Here is a 15,409-nt window from a genome sequence, read left to right as displayed (position 1 = left end):
CCGGGCCTGCCCCTGCCGGACCACGCAGCGAATTCGTGCAACAGGCCGCTCAGGACGAATTGACGCAGCGAATTGATCGTAGTCATGGCAGGGCGCCATGCTTGCACGAATACTGTAGGGATTGATCGGGGAAACCGCATGCCGAATACCGAGTACTACAACGACAAGGTCGTGCGCCAGTTCCTGCTGGCCGCGGCGGTGTGGGGCATCATCGGCATGTCGGTCGGCGTCTACGCCGCGGCGGAGCTGATGTGGCCCGCGCTGAACTTCGACATTCCGTGGCTGACCTTCAGCCGGATCCGCCCCGACCACACCTTCGGCGTGATCTTCGCGTTCGGCGGCTCGGCGCTGATGGGTACCTGCTATTACATCGTGCAGCGCACCGGCCACGCACGGCTGGCCTTCGGCAAGCTGGCCGGCTTCACCTTCTGGGGCTGGCAGCTGATCTGCGTGCTGGCGATGGTGACGATGCCGCTGGGCCTCACCCAAAGCAAGGAATACGCCGAACCGGAATGGTTCATCGACATCCTGATCGCCGTGGTGTGGGTGAGCTTCGGCGTGGTGTTCTTCGGCAGCCTCACGCGCCGGCGGATCAAGCACATCTACGTGGCGAACTGGTATTACGGCGCGTTCATCATCGCGGTGGGCCTGCTGCACATCGTCAACAACCTCGCCTTGCCGGTGTCGATGTTCAAGTCGTACCCGATCTACTCCGGCGTGGTCGATGCGATGGTGCAGTGGTGGTACGGCCACAACGCGGTGGCGTTTTTCCTCACCGCCGGCTTCCTCGGCATGATGTATTACTTCGTGCCGAGGCAGGCGCAGCAGCCACTGTGGAGCTACCGTTTCTCGATCGTCAATTTCTGGGCGCTGATCTCGGTCTACATGTGGGCCGGCGCGCACCACCTAATGTATACCGCCCTGCCCGACTGGGTGCAGTCGGTCGGCATGGCGTTCTCGCTGGTGTTGCTGATGCCGAGCCTGGGTTCGGCGGCGAACGGCCTGCTCACCTTCAACGGCTCGTGGTGGCGGCTCAAGACCGACCCCGCTGCCAAGTTCATGGTGATGTCGCTGGTGTTCTACGCCGCGTCCACCTTCGAAGGTTCGATGATGGCGATCAAGACGGTGAACTCGCTGTCGCACTACACCGACTGGACCATCGCCCACGTGCATTCCGGCTCGCTCGGCTGGGTGGCGATGATCACCATCGGCTCGCTCTACGCGATGGCGCCCCGCGCGCTGGGTCGGCCGGAGATGCATTCGAATCGCGGTATGGAGCTGCATTTCTGGCTGCACATCACGGGCACCCTGTTGTACGTGGGTTCGATGTGGACTGCCGGCGTCACCGAGGGCCTGATGTGGCGTGCCACCCAGCCCGACGGCGCGCTCACCTACGGCTTCCTGGACAGCCTGATCGCGATCAAGCCGATGTACCTGATCCGCTGGCTGGGCGGCGTGTGCATCCTGTCGGGCATGTGGGTGATGGCATGGAACCTCTGGTACACCGCGGCGGATGCACGGGCGCGGCTGATCAAGCCGATTCCGGTGCCGATCCCCGAGCCGGTGCCACACCAGGTACCTGCCCCGCTGCCTGCGGCCGGTTGAGGAAATTAGCTGATGCGCTCATCCATGATCGCCGCTTCGATCAGGTTCCTATTTCGGCAAGACATCCCGGTCCTGCAAGCCCAAAGGCGGCCATCCATGGCCGCACTCTTCAAGTAGAGCTCACCCCATGGCTTACAAACATTTCGAAGCGATCGAGAAACACGCCGGCCTGCTCGGCATTCTGATCGCGATCATGGTGTCGCTCGGCGGCCTGGCCGAGATCACGCCGCTGTTCATGGAAGCGCATTCGATGAAGGCGCCGCCCGGCGTGCAGCCGTACGATCCGTTGCGGCTGGCGGGCAAGGATGTCTATGTGCGCGAGGGTTGTTACCTGTGCCACTCGCAGATGATTCGCGCACTGCGTTTCGAGACCCAGCGCTACGGGCATTTTTCCACCGCCGAGGAGTCGGTCTACGACCGTCCGTTCCAGTGGGGTTCCAAGCGCACCGGACCGGATCTGGCGCGCGTGGGCGGCAAGTATTCCGATGCCTGGCAACGCATGCACCTGATGGGTCCGCGCCAGGTGGTGCCGCAATCCAACATGCCCGGCTACCCGTGGCTGGCCGAGCGGAAACTCGATGCCGCCGATATCCAGGCGCGCATGCGCACCCTGCGCAGGCTGGGTGATCCCTACAGCGACGCCGACATTGCCGCGGCGCCTGCCGCGGTGGACGGCAAGACCGAGATGGACGCGCTGATCGCCTACCTGCAAGGCCTGGGCATCCGCAACGAACAACCCACGCCGACCGCTGCCGCCGCCAGCGATGGGGGTGCGCCATGACGCCCGTGAGCCCGGTCTGGGGCCACGTCGCCGGCGCCATCATCCTGCTGATGATGGTCACCTTCATCGGTATCTGGATCTGGGCCTGGCACAAGCAGCACAAGCGCACGTTCAATCGCATGGCGCGGCTGCCGATGGAAGACGAACCCACCGATGCCGAAACGAAGGAGGATCGTCCATGAGTGCAGGATGGTCGTTGTGGGTGATGTTTCTGGTGGTGCTCAACATGGGCATCACTCTGTTCCTGTTCCTGTGGGGCCCGCGCGCGAAGATCCCGACCCTGCCCGACGGCACCAGCGGCCATGTCTGGGCGCACGGCGTGCTGCGTGAGGGTGTGCGCAAGCTGCCGCGCTGGTGGGTGGTGTTTTCGACCAGCATGTTCGTGGTTGCCTTCGCCTACCTGTACCTGTTCCCCGGCTTCGGCAGTCACAAAGGCGCGCTGAACTGGACGGCGCACGGCGAACTGGCGCGCAACGTGGCCGCCAATGACACCAAACTCGTCCCGTTGATGGAGCGCTTCAGGATGTATCCGGTCGAACAGCTGGCCAGCGACCCGGCCGCCCTTCAGATGGGCAAGGTGTTGTTCGAAGACAACTGCGCCGCCTGCCACCAGCGCGGCGCGAAAGGCAACGTGGTGCTCGGCGCACCCGATCTCGGCGACAACGACTGGCTCTACGGCGGCACCGGCAACGACATCATTACCTCGATCCACGATGGCCGCCGCGGTGTGATGCCGCCATGGGCGAGCCTCGGCGCGGACAACGTGAAGAACCTCGCGCAATACGTGCTGAGCCTGTCCGGGTCCCCGCATGACGCAGCCAAGGCAGCAGCCGGCAAACCCATGTTCGCTACCTGTGCCGCCTGCCACGGTGCCGAAGGCAAGGGCAATCCGGCGCTGGGCGCGCCCAACCTCACCGATCACATCTGGCTGCATGGCGGCAGCGTGGCCAATATCGAGAAAACCATCGGCGAAGGTCGCCAGGGCCAGATGCCGGCGTGGAGTCCGCGCCTGTCCGATGACCAGATCCACATGATCGCCGCCTACGTCTATCACCTGTCGCACGACGCCGATGCCAGCAGCCAATGACATCGCCGCCCGCACCGCATCGGTCTGGTATCGCCAGCCGGTGCTGTGGCTTGGCATAGTCATTTTCGTCGCCTCACTGGCTGGCTGCGTCTGGATGATCGTGCTGGGCATGCACCACGCCGACACGCCGCTGGATACTTCGCATACCGTCTTCGGCGTACCGGCCAGCTCGCACAGCAGCTCCCACCCACCGCCGCCCGATCCGCCGCGATGAACGCGCACGCGGCATGGGCAAATCCGCTGCTGGCAGCGCAGGTATTGCGCAGCCGCCGCGACGGCTGCAGCGAGATCGCGCTGCGGGTTGAATCGCTGCACGACCCTCGCCAGATCCTGTGGCTGGAGCAACGCATCCATGCGTTGCCCGGCGTCCGCCGTGTCGCCATCGACCGCACCGCGCGCTGCGTGCGGGTCGTATGGGACATGCAACGCACTTCGCTACCGACCTTGCTCGACAACTTCGCCGCCGCCCGCTGTCCGGCGCAGCCGCTGCAGCACGACAGCATCGACGACATCCGCTCGCATGAACAACATGACGCGCTGAAGCGCCTGCTGGTCGCCGGCATGTGCGCGATGCAGGTGATGACGTACGCCTTCGTGATCTACATCGGCGTGGTCGATTTCGTCGACTTCAGCACGCGCAACCTGTTCCGCTGGCTCGGCCTGATCACCACCGTGCCGCTGGTGTTCTATTCGGCGCAACCGTTCTTCGCCGGTGCCGTGCATGAGCTGCGTGAACGCCGGCTCGGCATCAACCTGCCGGTGGCACTGGCAGTGGGCCTGGTGTTCCTCGCCAGCACGCTGAACACGTTGCGCGGCAGTGGCGAGATCTATTTCGATTCGGTGAGCATGTTCGTGTTCCTGCTGCTCGGAGCACGCTATCTCGAACTGCGCTCGCGCCATCGCAGCGGCGCGCTGGGCGACGCGGTGATCGATGCCTCGCCGATGCTGGCGCAGCGGCGCAGCGCCGATGGCGCACTGGAGACTGTCGCCGCCATCACCCTGCTGCCCGGCGATCGCGTACACATCGCCGAAGGCGCCACGGTACCGGCGGACGGCATGCTGGAAAGTGCCGACGCGCAAGTGGACGAGGCGCTGCTGTCGGGTGAATCCCGCCCGGTGCAGCGCCAACGTGGGGAACGGTTGATCGCTGGCAGCGTGCTGCTGTCCGGCCCTGCCGACATGCGCGTGGAGCAAGGCGGTGCCACCACCACGATGGCGCGACTGGGCGCCCTGGCCAGCCGCGCACGACAAGCACGCAACGTGACCAGTGACAGCGACCGCGAGATCGGTCGTTTCGTCGCTCGCGTGCTGCTGTTGACCGTGCTTACGGCGCTGGGCTGGCTGCTGGTCGAGCCTGACCGCGCGTTCGAGGCGGCGGTGGCGGTGCTGGTGGTGGCCTGTCCGTGTGCGTTCGCGCTGACTCGTCCCGCCACGCTGACCCGTGCGCTCGGCGTGCTGGCCAGCCGCGGAGTGCTCGTCACCGACGGCGCCGCGCTGACCACGCTGGCGAGGGTGGACCGCGCGCTGTTCGACAAGACCGGCACGTTGAGCGTGCCGCGCCTGGATCGTCGTGCGGTCGAACCCCTGCGCGGCGACACGCCGGAACAGGTCCTGCAACTGGCCGCCGCGCTGGCCCACGAAAGCTCTCACCCGCTGGCCCGTGCGCTGGCCGATGTGGCGCGTCAACATGCGCTGCCATTGCGCGCGCAGTCCGTGCAGGTCAGTGCCGGTGACGGCATCAGCGGATTGATCGAAGGCCGCATGCTTCGTCTGGGTCGCGCCGGCTTTGCGCTCGCCGCCAGCGGCGAGCCGGTAGCCGCGGCGGCGACCGATGCCTTGATGCTGGCCGACGAGCAGGGCGCCATCGCGGCGTTTCATCTGGACGAACAACCGCGCGCAGATGCCCGCCGCATGCTCGACGCGCTGCGCGCCGAAGGCATCACGCCGATGATCGCCAGCGGCGATACCGCAACGCGCGTGGCCGCGCTGGCCCGACGCCTGGGTATCGACGATTGGCACGCGCGCCAGTCGCCCGCCGACAAGCTTGCGCGGCTGCTGGCAGCACGTCGCCACGGCCACATCACGCTGGCCGTCGGCGACGGCAGCAACGACGCGCCGCTACTGGCCGGCGCCGACGTTTCCGCCGCGCTCACCTCCGGCACCGAACTGGCCCAGGCGCACGCCGACCTGCTGTTGTTGGATGGACGTCTGGACGGCCTTGTCGATGCCCGCCTGATCGCCCGGCAGGTGCAGCAGGTGATGACTCAGAGCCGGCGCTGGGCGCTGCTTTACAACCTGTGCGCCGTGCCGTTCGCCGCGTTCGGCTTTGTGCCGCCGTGGCTGGCCGGTATCGGCATGTCGCTGAGTTCGCTGGTGGTGGTGCTCAACGCGCTACGCGTCGGTCGCCACACCGCAGCCGACCATCCGGATGCTTCCCTTCCGATGTCTCGCCCGCGCGAGCTGCGCGCATGAACATCCTGCTGGTGCTGATTCCGGTCACGGTACTGGTGCTGCTGGTCGCAGTCGGACTGTTCTTCTGGGCGGTGAACCACCAGCAGTTCGACGACCTGGACAGCCCCGCGATCCTGCCGTTGCTGGATGAGCCGGCGCCGGAAGAGCCGACCGCCAGGTCATCGGAAGAACCGCCCGTCGGTTGATAGCGTCGCCGCCTGGGCTTCTACAATTTCCGGCGCAGCGCGGTCTGCAGGATGCGTCGCTGCAGACGGTCGGACCATCGACCCGGCGCGCTCAGCCCCATCCGCGCCAACGCTTCCTGCTCACCCGCCGCCGGCTCGCCGGGACGAAGCGCCGCGCGCAGCAGCCGCAACCTGCCACGCCAGCTGCTGCCACCGGCCTTCAACCAGTTCAGCGCCGGCAGCAGGCGCTGCTCGACTTCGGTGAAATCACTGCCGAACGGGAACTTCGGCAACAAGCCCTTCTGCTGGTACGGGAGCAATGCCTCGCGCAGGTAACGCGGGCGATGCTTGCGCCAGCTCTCGGGTATCACGAAATCCGCGGCGAGCTTGCCGTGCGCTTTTGCCTGGGCGCACAACGCATCGAGAAAGCGCGCGTCGCTGATCGCCAGCATCGCCTCGACGCATTCGCTATCGCTCTTGCCGCGCAGGTCGGCAACGCCGTATTCGGTCACGTAGATGTCGCGCAGGTGGCGCGGAATGGTGGTCTGCGCATAGTTCCAGCGGATATTGCTTTCGATGCCGCCACGCACCTGTCGGGTGGCGCGCAGCAACAGCACCGAGCGGCCATCCGGCAGCTCATGCGCCATCGACACGAAGTTGTACTGGCCACCGACACCGCTGACCACCGCACCGTCGTCCAGCGTGTCGGACGCCGCCGCACCGAGCAGGGTTGCCATCATGCAGGTGTTGAAGAAACGCGCACCACGCCGCTGCAGCATCGCCAGCGCCTGGTGATCGCCGTAGAGCTGGTTGACGTTGGACACCGCGCACATGTCGATCGCATCGGGATCGGTCGCCTCGGTGGCATCGAGCCATTCGTACAGTTCGCGCGAACCCAGGAAAAACGCGCCGCGCAGGTAATGTCCACCGGGAACGTCGGTAGCCAGCCGGCCTGAAGCCGAGGCGCGTTCAAGCGCGAGGTTGTCCCAGCTGCGTCGCTTCAGGATGCCGCCGCGCTGCAGATGCATGAAGCCGTCCATCACCATTTCGCTGGCGCCGTACAGGCCGGTCTCGAAAGCCGCCAGGCCGCCCATCCATCCGGCCAGCGCGTGCGTGGCGCCGCGCCGATCCAGCGCCACCAGTGCGCGCCGCCACATGGTGTTGTCCTGCTGGCGCAGCAGCAGCGCCTTGACCAGTGCGTCGGACAACGCGCCGATGCCGACCTGCAGGCAACCACCATCCTTGACCAGCGCACTGGCGTGCAGCCCCAACGCGTACTCGGCCAGGTCGACGGGCGACCTCGGCAGCGCGAACAGTGGCGGCGAAGTTTCCGGACGCAGCTCGACGTCGAAATAAGCTTCCGACACCTCGGCATTGCCGCTCAGATACGGCAGATCCGGGTGCACCACCGCCACGCACATCGGCCTTTGCTTGCCGGCGATTTGCACCTGGCGCAGGAAATCCAGGGTCAGGTCCGGATTGCACGACAGGCTGTAGCGCACGCCGTCGGGTCCTTCGCGACGCGCCACCAGTTGCACCAGCAGGTTGATGTCCTGCACCGCCAGGTCGCGGGCGACGTGGGTGTAGTTCTGGCTGATGTAGCTGCGTTGCGCGCTACCCGAGTGCAGAAGAGCGCCGGATTGCAGGTAGAACTCGTGTACCTCGACATTCGGCGGCAATGCATCGCGCGCCTGGTCGAGCGCGTATTGCGGATCGATCTGATCAGCGCCGAAGTGGCGCTTGAGGAACGGTCCGAGAAAACGCTGCTCCAATCCCGGCGCCGGTTGCGGCCGGGTCAGCGACAGCGCGGTGTACAGGCGCAGCGAGCGGCTGCCATCGGCGCCGGTGAGCCGGTACAGCGCATTGAGCAGCCCATGCGGCTTGCCCAGACCCAGCGGCGCGGCGATGCGCAGGTCCGGCCCCAGTTCTTCGGCGAGGAAATGCGCGCAGGCATCGGTGTCGGCATATCGGTGCTCGATCGGCATGCGCGAGATCATGCCAGAAGCTTGCCAAAGACAGCATGCAGGCGGGGTATCGCCTAAACTCAGGCCATGCCCATGCCACTGATCCCATCCACGCCGAGTCGCCTGCTGGCGGAACAGGCACTGAGCCGCACGGCCGGCGCGCCGCTGCTGAACGGCAACGCGGTGGAATTGCTGATCGATGCCGCCGCCCATTACGACGCCTGGTTGACGGCGATCCGCGGCGCGCAGCAGCGTGTGCTGCTGGAGAACTACATCATCCGCGACGACGAGGTCGGCCGGGCGTTTCGCGATGCGCTGGTGGAGCGTGCGCAGAGCGGTGTGTTTGTCGCAGTGGTGACCGACTGGGTCGGTTGCCTGGGCCAGTCGCGCAGCTCGTTCTGGGCACCCCTGCGCGCGGCCGGTGGTGAGGTGCGCGTGTTCAATCCGCCCCAGCTGGGGCAACCGTTCGGATGGATCAGCCGTGACCATCGCAAGCTGCTGGTGGTCGACGGCCTGCTCGGCTTCCTGTCCGGCGTGTGCATCAGCGCGAAATGGCTGGGCGACCCGAGCCGCGACGTGCCGCCGTGGCGCGATACCGGCGTGGCGCTGCGCGGGCCTGCCGTGGCCGAGCTGGAAGCCGCATTTGCGCAAAGCTGGAGCGAGATCGGTGCCGCCCTACGGCAGTTTGTGCCGCTGCCGGAGCCTGCTACGCCGGCTGGCAACATCTCGCTGCGGCTGATCGCCACCCAGCCGGCCACTGCCGGCATGTACCGGCTCGATCAGTTGATTGCCTCGATGGCGCGCAAGACGCTGTGGCTCACGGACGCCTATTTCGTGGGCATTGCACCCTACGTGCAGGCGCTGGTGGCAGCCGCGCGCGATGACGTGGACGTGCGTTTGCTGGTGCCCGGCAGCAGCGACATTCCAGCGGTGGCCAACATGTCGCGTTCGGGCTATCGGCCGCTGCTGAAAGCCGGCATCCGCGTGTTCGAATGGAACGGCTCGATGCTGCATGCCAAGACCGCGGTCGCCGACGGGCAATGGGCGCGGGTCGGTTCGTCCAACCTCAACATCGCCAGCTGGCTGAGCAACCGCGAACTCGACGTGGCAGTCGAGGACGCCGGTTTCGCTGGCCAACTCGCCGCACAGTACGAACGCGATCTCGACAACGCCACCGAGATCGTGCTTGCCCCCCGCCGGCATGGCAGCAGCGAACGGGTGCGCAGCAGCCAGGAACGGCCACGGATGCGTCGCGGCGGCGGCAGCTCCGGCCGAACCGCCGCCGGCGCGCTGCGTATCGCCAACAACGTCGGCGCGGTGCTGACCAATCGACGCGTGCTCGGCGATACCTCCAGCGGTCCGCTGTTCATCGGCACGCTGACGCTGGCCGCACTGGCGGTCATCGCGATACTGTGGCCGGCGTGGATCGGCTGGCCGTTCGGGATCGTGGCGAGCTGGTTTGCGCTCAACCTGGGCATCCGTGCCTGGCGCGTGCGCAGGCGTCGCTTGCGCAATTTGCGCGAAGCGGAAGACGATTGAGCGTCGCGACAACGCTTGATGTTCTCCCTGCACTTCACCCGTCAAGCGGATGTTTTCTCACAACTTGATTTCTTCGGCATGCTAGGCTCGCGCCCTTATGCACGCGCCGTTCGACGACACCACGCCACGCCACGTCCTCACCCCCAGCTCGCTCAACCGGCTGGTGCGCGACCTGCTGGGCGACGCGCTGCCGCAGGTATGGATCGAGGGCGAGCTGTCGAACGTGGCGAAGCCCGCCTCCGGACATCTGTACTTCACCCTGAAGGACAGCGGTGCGCAGGTGCGCTGCGCGATGTTCAAGTTGAAGGCGTCCGCGTTGCGCTTCCGTCCGGTAGACGGCATGCAGGTCTTGCTGCGTGCCAAGGTCGGCCTGTACGAACCGCGCGGCGAATTCCAGCTGGTTGCCGAATACATGGAGCCGGCCGGCGAAGGCGCACTGCAACGCGAGTTCGAGCAGCTCAAGGCAAGGCTCGCGGCGGAGGGCCTGTTCGAGCCGACCCGCAAGCGCGCCCTGCCCCGTTATGCGCGGCGCATCGGCGTGATCACTTCGGCCACCGGTGCGGCCGTGCGCGACGTGCTGAGCGTGCTGGCCCGGCGCTGGCCGCTGGCCGACGTCGAGATATTGCCGGTACCGGTGCAAGGCCGCGAGGCGCCGCCGGCGATTGTCGCGATGCTCAACAAGGCATCCACCAGCGGCCGCTACGACGTACTGCTGCTGACCCGCGGCGGCGGCTCGCTGGAAGACCTGTGGGCGTTCAACGAGGAAGCGGTGGCGCGGGCCATCCATGCCAGCGCGGTACCCGTGGTTTCCGCCGTCGGCCACGAGATCGACTTCAGCATCGCCGACTTTGTCGCCGACCTGCGTGCACCCACACCGTCGGCCGCGGCCGAATTGCTGGTGCCCGATGCGGTAGCGATCGGCCGTCATCTGCAGCAGCTGCAACAACGGATGCTCACCTTGCAGCAACGTCAACTGCAGGCGCAGTCGCAACGCGTCGATCACCTGCTGGCCCGGCTGCAGGCGCAGCGACCGCAGGCGCGCCTGCAACGCGACCACGAACGACTGCTGCATCTGCAGCGTCGTTTGACCGCCGTACTGCGCGAACAGAGCCAGCTTCGCCACACCCGGCTGGAACGGCTGCACGCGCGCCTGCTGGCCCAGCATCCGCGTGCGCGACTGCCGCTGCTGGCACGACGGCTGACCGAACAGGACCAGCGCCTGCGTCGCGCCATCGCACATATCCTGGAACGCCGGCAGACCAGCCTGCGCCATGCCGGCCATGCACTGCACGCGGTGAGCCCGTTGGCCACGCTGGAACGTGGCTACGCCATCCTGTTCGATGCAGAGGGCAAGGTCGTGCGCTCGGCCAAGGAGATGGCAGTCGACACGAAGTTGCGTGCACGTCTCATCGACGGTGAACTGGCCCTGCGCGTCGACACAAATGGAAGTGAGTCAGCCTCTAGCTGAAAGACCAGACTGGGCCCTGACAGTCCCTCAGAAGCAAAATATGCGCTATCGGTGCTTTTTGCAGAACTTGGTGGCGTTTGCCTCGGCTCTGACATGCGCTGCCCATGCTTGCTCTCTTCCGTTTACAGGCCACGATACTATTGGCGAATGAATTCGCAGCCCCCCTTTACCGAGACTAATCGCCTTCGTCAGCGCGCCCAGCAGCACATTCGTGCCGAGCAATTATCTGAAGCGCAAGTGACGCTGGAGTCCCTGCTCAGGCTTGATCCTCTCGACACCGAAGCCTGCATCGACCTGGCCGAGGTGATGTTCATGCGCGGTCAACTCCGTGCATCGAGTCGCCCGCTGCTGCAGGCATTGCAACGCCTCCCCACGGATGCCCCCCTGATCATACGGCTCGTGCAGCACTTGCTGGCCCGTGGGGAAATTCTCGCTGCCCGCGCTTGTCTCGACTTCCTCTCGCAGGCTCCCAATCCGCCGCCCGAGCTGCTGGTTGCCCAGGCGCAACTGCGTTTTTCCACCGGCGAAATACCCATGGCAAAGGCTTTGATGGACAGGGCCATGCATGCCGGCGCCGACTCGCCGGGTGATCATCATCTGCATGCGATGCTTTTGCAGTTCAGCGGCAAGCTCGACCAGGCCTGCGAGGTGCTGGAGAAGTGCCTGCAACGCTGGCCGCACTTCGGCGACGCGGCGATGGTATTGGTGAATTTGCGCAAGCAGAAACCCGCATCGAACCGACTCGATTTCGTGCGGGAGCAATTGCGCCGCCTGCCAGAAGGCAGCCACAGCCAGGACGACAAATTCGTTCGCGCCGAGTTCGAATATGCGCTCTTCAAGATCCTAGATGACCTCGGACGCCATGATGAAGCGTGGCCGGCACTGGCTCGATGCAATGCCCTCATGCACGAGATCAACCCGTACGACGGCGACGGCGGCGCTGCAGTCGTCGAGGCGCTGACGAACATGCCTGAAGTCATCGGCAACGCCGACCACACCGCCATGCCAAGACCGGAGGGACCCACGCCGATCTTCATCGTCGGACTGCCTCGTTCGGGAACGACCCTGCTCGATCGCATGCTTTCGAGCCACTCCGCGGTGACTTCCGCCGGCGAGATCATCGACTTCTGGCGCCAACTGCATTGGGTGGCCGACGTCCCACCCGCCAGGACCACAGGGCTGCTCAAGGTGATCGAACGCAGCCCGAATATCGATTTCATGGAGCTGGGCGCACGCTACCTGAAGCAGACCCAGTGGCGAGCGCAAGGGCGCCGGTACTACATCGACAAACTGCCGGGCAATATCCAGATGGTCGCGTTCATCCGTCGCGCATTGCCGCACGCGCCGATCCTGCACATGGTCCGTGACCCGATGGACACGTGCTTTTCCAATTTCAAGGCCATGTTCGGCAATACCTCGTCGTACAGTTATGACCTGCAGGCAATGGCCCGGCATTACGGGCAATACGCACGTGTGGCCAATCATTGGCGTACCCGTATTCCCGATGCCATGCTCGATGTTTCCTATGCATCGCTGGTGCGTGACCCCGAGACAACGATGCGCCAGGTGATCGCGCATTGCGGGCTCGATATGGAAGAAAGCTGTCTGAAGCCGGAACTCAACGCCGCGCCCGTCGCCACGCCTAGCAACGCGCAGGTGCGCGAGTCGATCCATACGCGCGGCCTCGACCAGTGGCGACATTACGCGAAGCACCTGGAGCCCTTGCGACAGGCGCTTGCCGCACAAGGTCATCTCGGATAATCGTGGCGGCTTCGCAGCCTGAGCATGGCCACCACTGAGCTGTGCGCGTCTCACATTGCCTGAACACAGGTGGCTCTTATGCTTGCCGGAGCGAAACCGAAGGAAGCGCCATGCTCAAGAAAGCCTACCCCTACTATCTTGCCAACCAGCCGCAACAACCGAACACCGATCTGGCCGTGCTGGACAAGTACAGCGGCAAGCTCGCCACCCGGGTCGCGGTGCCGGATGCGAAGGCCGTCGAGAAGGCGATCACCGCCGCGGTGAAGGCCACTACACCGATGCGCAACTTCAAGCCATGGGCACGTCAGGCGGTGCTGCAGCACTGCGCGCAACGTTTCACCGAACGCCGCGACGAACTGGCCGAGGCGTTGTGCATCGAGGCCGGCAAGCCGATCAAGGACTCCACCGGCGAAGTGACCCGGCTGATCGAGACGTTCCAGATCGCCGCCGAGGAAGCGGTACGCATCAATGGCGAAACGCTGAACCTGGAACTGGCCAGCCGCCTGGACGGCTATCACGGGTACACGAAGCGCGTACCGCTGGGGCCGGTGTCGTTCATCACGCCGTTCAATTTTCCGCTGAACCTGGTCGCGCACAAAGTGGCGCCGGCAATTGCCGCCGGCTGCCCGTTCGTGCTGAAGCCGGCGGAGAAAACCCCGATCGGCGCGCTGATCATCGGCGAAGTGCTGGCCGAGACCGACTTGCCGAAGGGTGCGTTCTCGATCCTCACGCTTGATGGCAAGCATGCCGCGCCGCTGGTCGAGGACGAACGTTTCAAGCTGCTCTCGTTCACCGGCGGCCAGGTTGGCTGGGAACTGAAAGCCCGCGCCGGTCGCAAGAAGGTGGTGCTTGAACTGGGCGGCAATGCGGCTTGCATCGTCGATGCGGATCAGGGCGCGCATCTCGATCGCGTGATCGAGCGGCTGGTGTTCGGCGCGTTCTACCAGTCCGGGCAGAGCTGCATAGGTGTGCAGCGCATCTATGCGCATGCTGACGTCTACGATGCGCTGAAAAGAAAACTCGTCGCGGCCACAAAGAAGCTCAAGGCCGGCGATCCGAAAAAGAAGGACGTGTTCCTCGGCCCGATGATCGACGAAGCCGCGGCCGAGCGTCTGCACGACTGGATCACCGAGGCGAAGAAGGCAGGTGGCAGGATCCTGTGCGGTGGCAAGCGCAACGGCAACATGCTTGAAGCCACCTTGATGGAGGATGTGCCCAGCGATGCCAAAGCCAACAGGCAGGAAGCGTTCGGCCCGTTCGCCCTGCTCGCTCCGTTCAGGAAATTCAGCGACGCCATCGCGATGGTCAACGATTCCGATTTCGGCCTGCAGGCCGGCATCTTCACCGACAGCCTCGACCACGCGATGCGCGCCTGGAACGAACTGGAACAGGGCGGCGTGATCGTCAACGACATCCCCAGCTTCCGGGTGGACAACATGCCGTACGGCGGCATCAAGCTGTCGGGCCTGGGCCGCGAAGGCGTCCGTTACGCGATCGAGGACATGACCGAAGTGCGGCTGATGGTGATGCGCGAATCGTGAGGCCAGGGCCTAGGCGTCGCCCACCATAGCGCGCAACTGCTCCACATCGCGCAAAGGCGGCGCGCCGTACAGCCGGCTGTATTCGCGACTGAACTGCGACGGGCTCTCGTAACCCACCCGATGCGCGGCCGAGGCCACGTCGCAACGCTCGGTCAGCAGCAGGCGTCGCGCCTCCTGCAGGCGCAGCTGCTTCTGGTACTGCAGCGGACTCATCGCGGTGATCGCGCGGAAATGATGGTGCAGCGACGAGGAACTCATGTTGACCGTACCGGCCAGCTCATCGATGCGCAGCGGCTGGTGGTAGTGGTTCTTCAGCCAGTCGATCGCGTGGGAGATCTGGTGGCTGCGACTGCCGACGGTGACCACATGGCGCAGGCGTGACCCCTGCTCGCCGGTAAGCAGCCGATACAGCAGCTCGCGCTCGATCAGCGGCGCCAGCACCGGCAGATCCTTCGGCGTGTCGAGCAAGCGCACCAGGCGCAGCACAGTGTCCATCAAGTCGTCGCTGACCGGACTGACCGAGAGGCCCAGGCCAGCCGTGCCCGGCGGTTCCGGCAGGTCGGCATCGGCCAGCAGCTCGCCGATGCGGCGGATGTCGAAGCACAGCATCGCGCAGAGATAAGGACGGTCCGCGCTGGCGTCGATCACCTGCGAGGACACCGGCAGGTCGATCGAGGTGACCAGGTAGTTGGCCTGGTCGTAACGGTAGGTCTCCCCGCCCAGCAGTACCTGCTTCGCCCCCTGCGCCACCAGCGCCAGGCCCGGCTGGTACATGGCGCAAACCTGCGCGCCGGGCGTGCCCGCGCGAAAGAAAGTCAGTGCCGGCAGCGCCGTCGCGTGGTGACCGTCGGTGCCGGTCGATCGGTCAATGATGGCTGCCAATTCCTCGCGGTCGCGTTGCAGGCGCGTGCTCGGTTCGGTTGCCGAAAAGTGAGGTTTCATCGCAATGGCATGGCACATGGGGAACCGACAGATTGCCCGTTACTGCAAGCTGGCGCGAGTGTACAAACATCGCTTTGCAGGATCG

The 15,409-nt window shown here is 65.4% G+C and carries 13 protein-coding genes; 11 read left to right on the top strand and 2 right to left on the bottom strand.

Going from position 1 to position 15,409, the window contains the following annotated elements; all coding sequences use genetic code 11:
- Positions 1–138: 138 nt before the first annotated feature.
- From ccoN to ccoS, 7 genes are all read left to right on the top strand, one after another.
- Entirely contained in the window at positions 139–1,605 is a 1,467-nt protein-coding gene (gene ccoN, locus EAH75_RS03200; protein WP_140654109.1) for a cytochrome-c oxidase, cbb3-type subunit I, read from the top strand.
- A 127-nt stretch (positions 1,606–1,732) separates the two neighbouring features.
- Positions 1,733–2,386 (top strand): cytochrome-c oxidase, cbb3-type subunit II, encoded by a 654-nt coding sequence (gene ccoO / locus EAH75_RS03195; RefSeq protein WP_140654107.1) that lies wholly within the window; start codon positions 1,733–1,735, stop codon positions 2,384–2,386.
- On the top strand, positions 2,383–2,568 hold the full coding sequence (locus EAH75_RS03190) for a cbb3-type cytochrome oxidase subunit 3 (RefSeq protein WP_140654104.1): 186 nt from the start codon (positions 2,383–2,385) through the stop codon (positions 2,566–2,568). Before ccoO ends, EAH75_RS03190 begins: the two co-directional genes overlap by 4 nt.
- Positions 2,565–3,473: a cytochrome-c oxidase, cbb3-type subunit III gene (gene ccoP / locus EAH75_RS03185; protein WP_140654102.1), complete on the top strand. Its 909-nt coding sequence runs from the start codon at positions 2,565–2,567 to the stop codon at positions 3,471–3,473. The genes EAH75_RS03190 and ccoP overlap by 4 nt, the downstream gene beginning before the upstream one ends.
- Positions 3,457–3,687 carry a hypothetical protein gene (locus EAH75_RS03180; RefSeq protein ID WP_140654099.1) on the top strand — a complete coding sequence of 77 codons (231 nt, stop codon included), beginning with the start codon at positions 3,457–3,459 and terminating at the stop codon, positions 3,685–3,687. The genes ccoP and EAH75_RS03180 overlap by 17 nt, the downstream gene beginning before the upstream one ends.
- On the top strand, positions 3,684–5,945 hold the full coding sequence (locus EAH75_RS03175) for a heavy metal translocating P-type ATPase (RefSeq protein WP_140654097.1): 2,262 nt from the start codon (positions 3,684–3,686) through the stop codon (positions 5,943–5,945). The genes EAH75_RS03180 and EAH75_RS03175 overlap by 4 nt, the downstream gene beginning before the upstream one ends.
- The gene (ccoS, locus tag EAH75_RS03170) at positions 5,942–6,130 is read left to right on the top strand and encodes a cbb3-type cytochrome oxidase assembly protein CcoS (protein ID WP_140654094.1); all 189 of its coding nucleotides are present in this window, start codon (positions 5,942–5,944) and stop codon (positions 6,128–6,130) included. Before EAH75_RS03175 ends, ccoS begins: the two co-directional genes overlap by 4 nt.
- Before the next feature lie 20 nt (positions 6,131–6,150).
- Here the strand turns inward: ccoS and EAH75_RS03165 are convergent, their stop codons facing one another.
- Complete coding sequence (locus EAH75_RS03165; RefSeq protein WP_240046300.1) at positions 6,151–8,094, bottom strand: acetyl-CoA hydrolase/transferase C-terminal domain-containing protein; 1,944 nt, start codon at positions 8,092–8,094, stop codon at positions 6,151–6,153.
- 66 nt (positions 8,095–8,160) lie between these two features.
- Here EAH75_RS03165 and EAH75_RS03160 point away from each other — a divergent pair, with 66 nt between their 5' ends.
- From EAH75_RS03160 to EAH75_RS03145, 4 genes are all read left to right on the top strand, one after another.
- Positions 8,161–9,612 carry a phospholipase D-like domain-containing protein gene (locus tag EAH75_RS03160; RefSeq protein ID WP_140654090.1) on the top strand — a complete coding sequence of 484 codons (1,452 nt, stop codon included), beginning with the start codon at positions 8,161–8,163 and terminating at the stop codon, positions 9,610–9,612.
- 97 nt (positions 9,613–9,709) lie between these two features.
- Positions 9,710–11,080, top strand: a complete 1,371-nt coding sequence (gene xseA / locus EAH75_RS03155; protein ID WP_140654088.1) for an exodeoxyribonuclease VII large subunit — start codon at positions 9,710–9,712, stop codon at positions 11,078–11,080.
- 147 nt (positions 11,081–11,227) lie between these two features.
- Positions 11,228–12,841 carry a tetratricopeptide repeat-containing sulfotransferase family protein gene (locus EAH75_RS03150; protein WP_140654303.1) on the top strand — a complete coding sequence of 538 codons (1,614 nt, stop codon included), beginning with the start codon at positions 11,228–11,230 and terminating at the stop codon, positions 12,839–12,841.
- Between the two features lie 110 nt (positions 12,842–12,951).
- A complete protein-coding gene (locus EAH75_RS03145) occupies positions 12,952–14,382 on the top strand; it encodes an aldehyde dehydrogenase family protein (protein ID WP_140804186.1) in 1,431 nt (476 codons plus the stop codon).
- A gap of 9 nt (positions 14,383–14,391) precedes the next feature.
- On the opposite strand, the gene EAH75_RS03140 is transcribed toward EAH75_RS03145, so the two are convergent.
- The gene (locus tag EAH75_RS03140; RefSeq protein WP_140654084.1) at positions 14,392–15,324 is read right to left on the bottom strand and encodes an AraC family transcriptional regulator; all 933 of its coding nucleotides are present in this window, start codon (positions 15,322–15,324) and stop codon (positions 14,392–14,394) included.
- Positions 15,325–15,409: the final 85 nt, after the last annotated feature.

Source organism: Rhodanobacter glycinis (assembly GCF_006438785.1).
Lineage (GTDB): Bacteria > Pseudomonadota > Gammaproteobacteria > Xanthomonadales > Rhodanobacteraceae > Rhodanobacter > Rhodanobacter glycinis_A.
The sequence above is the reverse complement of the archived record's forward strand: the minus strand, read 5'-3'. Positions and strand labels throughout refer to the sequence as shown.

Excerpts from the sequence above, each read along its gene's own strand:
- ccoN (WP_140654109.1), top strand. The coding sequence starts at position 139 with ATGCCGAATACCGAGTACTACAACGACAAGGTCGTGCGCCAGTTCCTG.
- ccoO (WP_140654107.1), top strand. The coding sequence starts at position 1,733 with ATGGCTTACAAACATTTCGAAGCGATCGAGAAACACGCCGGCCTGCTC.
- EAH75_RS03190 (WP_140654104.1), top strand. The coding sequence starts at position 2,383 with ATGACGCCCGTGAGCCCGGTCTGGGGCCACGTCGCCGGCGCCATCATC.
- ccoP (WP_140654102.1), top strand. The coding sequence starts at position 2,565 with ATGAGTGCAGGATGGTCGTTGTGGGTGATGTTTCTGGTGGTGCTCAAC.
- EAH75_RS03180 (WP_140654099.1), top strand. The coding sequence starts at position 3,457 with ATGCCAGCAGCCAATGACATCGCCGCCCGCACCGCATCGGTCTGGTAT.
- EAH75_RS03175 (WP_140654097.1), top strand. The coding sequence starts at position 3,684 with ATGAACGCGCACGCGGCATGGGCAAATCCGCTGCTGGCAGCGCAGGTA.
- ccoS (WP_140654094.1), top strand. The coding sequence starts at position 5,942 with ATGAACATCCTGCTGGTGCTGATTCCGGTCACGGTACTGGTGCTGCTG.
- EAH75_RS03165 (WP_240046300.1), bottom strand. The coding sequence starts at position 8,094 with ATGCCGATCGAGCACCGATATGCCGACACCGATGCCTGCGCGCATTTC.
- EAH75_RS03160 (WP_140654090.1), top strand. The coding sequence starts at position 8,161 with ATGCCCATGCCACTGATCCCATCCACGCCGAGTCGCCTGCTGGCGGAA.
- xseA (WP_140654088.1), top strand. The coding sequence starts at position 9,710 with ATGCACGCGCCGTTCGACGACACCACGCCACGCCACGTCCTCACCCCC.
- EAH75_RS03150 (WP_140654303.1), top strand. The coding sequence starts at position 11,228 with ATGAATTCGCAGCCCCCCTTTACCGAGACTAATCGCCTTCGTCAGCGC.
- EAH75_RS03145 (WP_140804186.1), top strand. The coding sequence starts at position 12,952 with ATGCTCAAGAAAGCCTACCCCTACTATCTTGCCAACCAGCCGCAACAA.
- EAH75_RS03140 (WP_140654084.1), bottom strand. The coding sequence starts at position 15,324 with ATGAAACCTCACTTTTCGGCAACCGAACCGAGCACGCGCCTGCAACGC.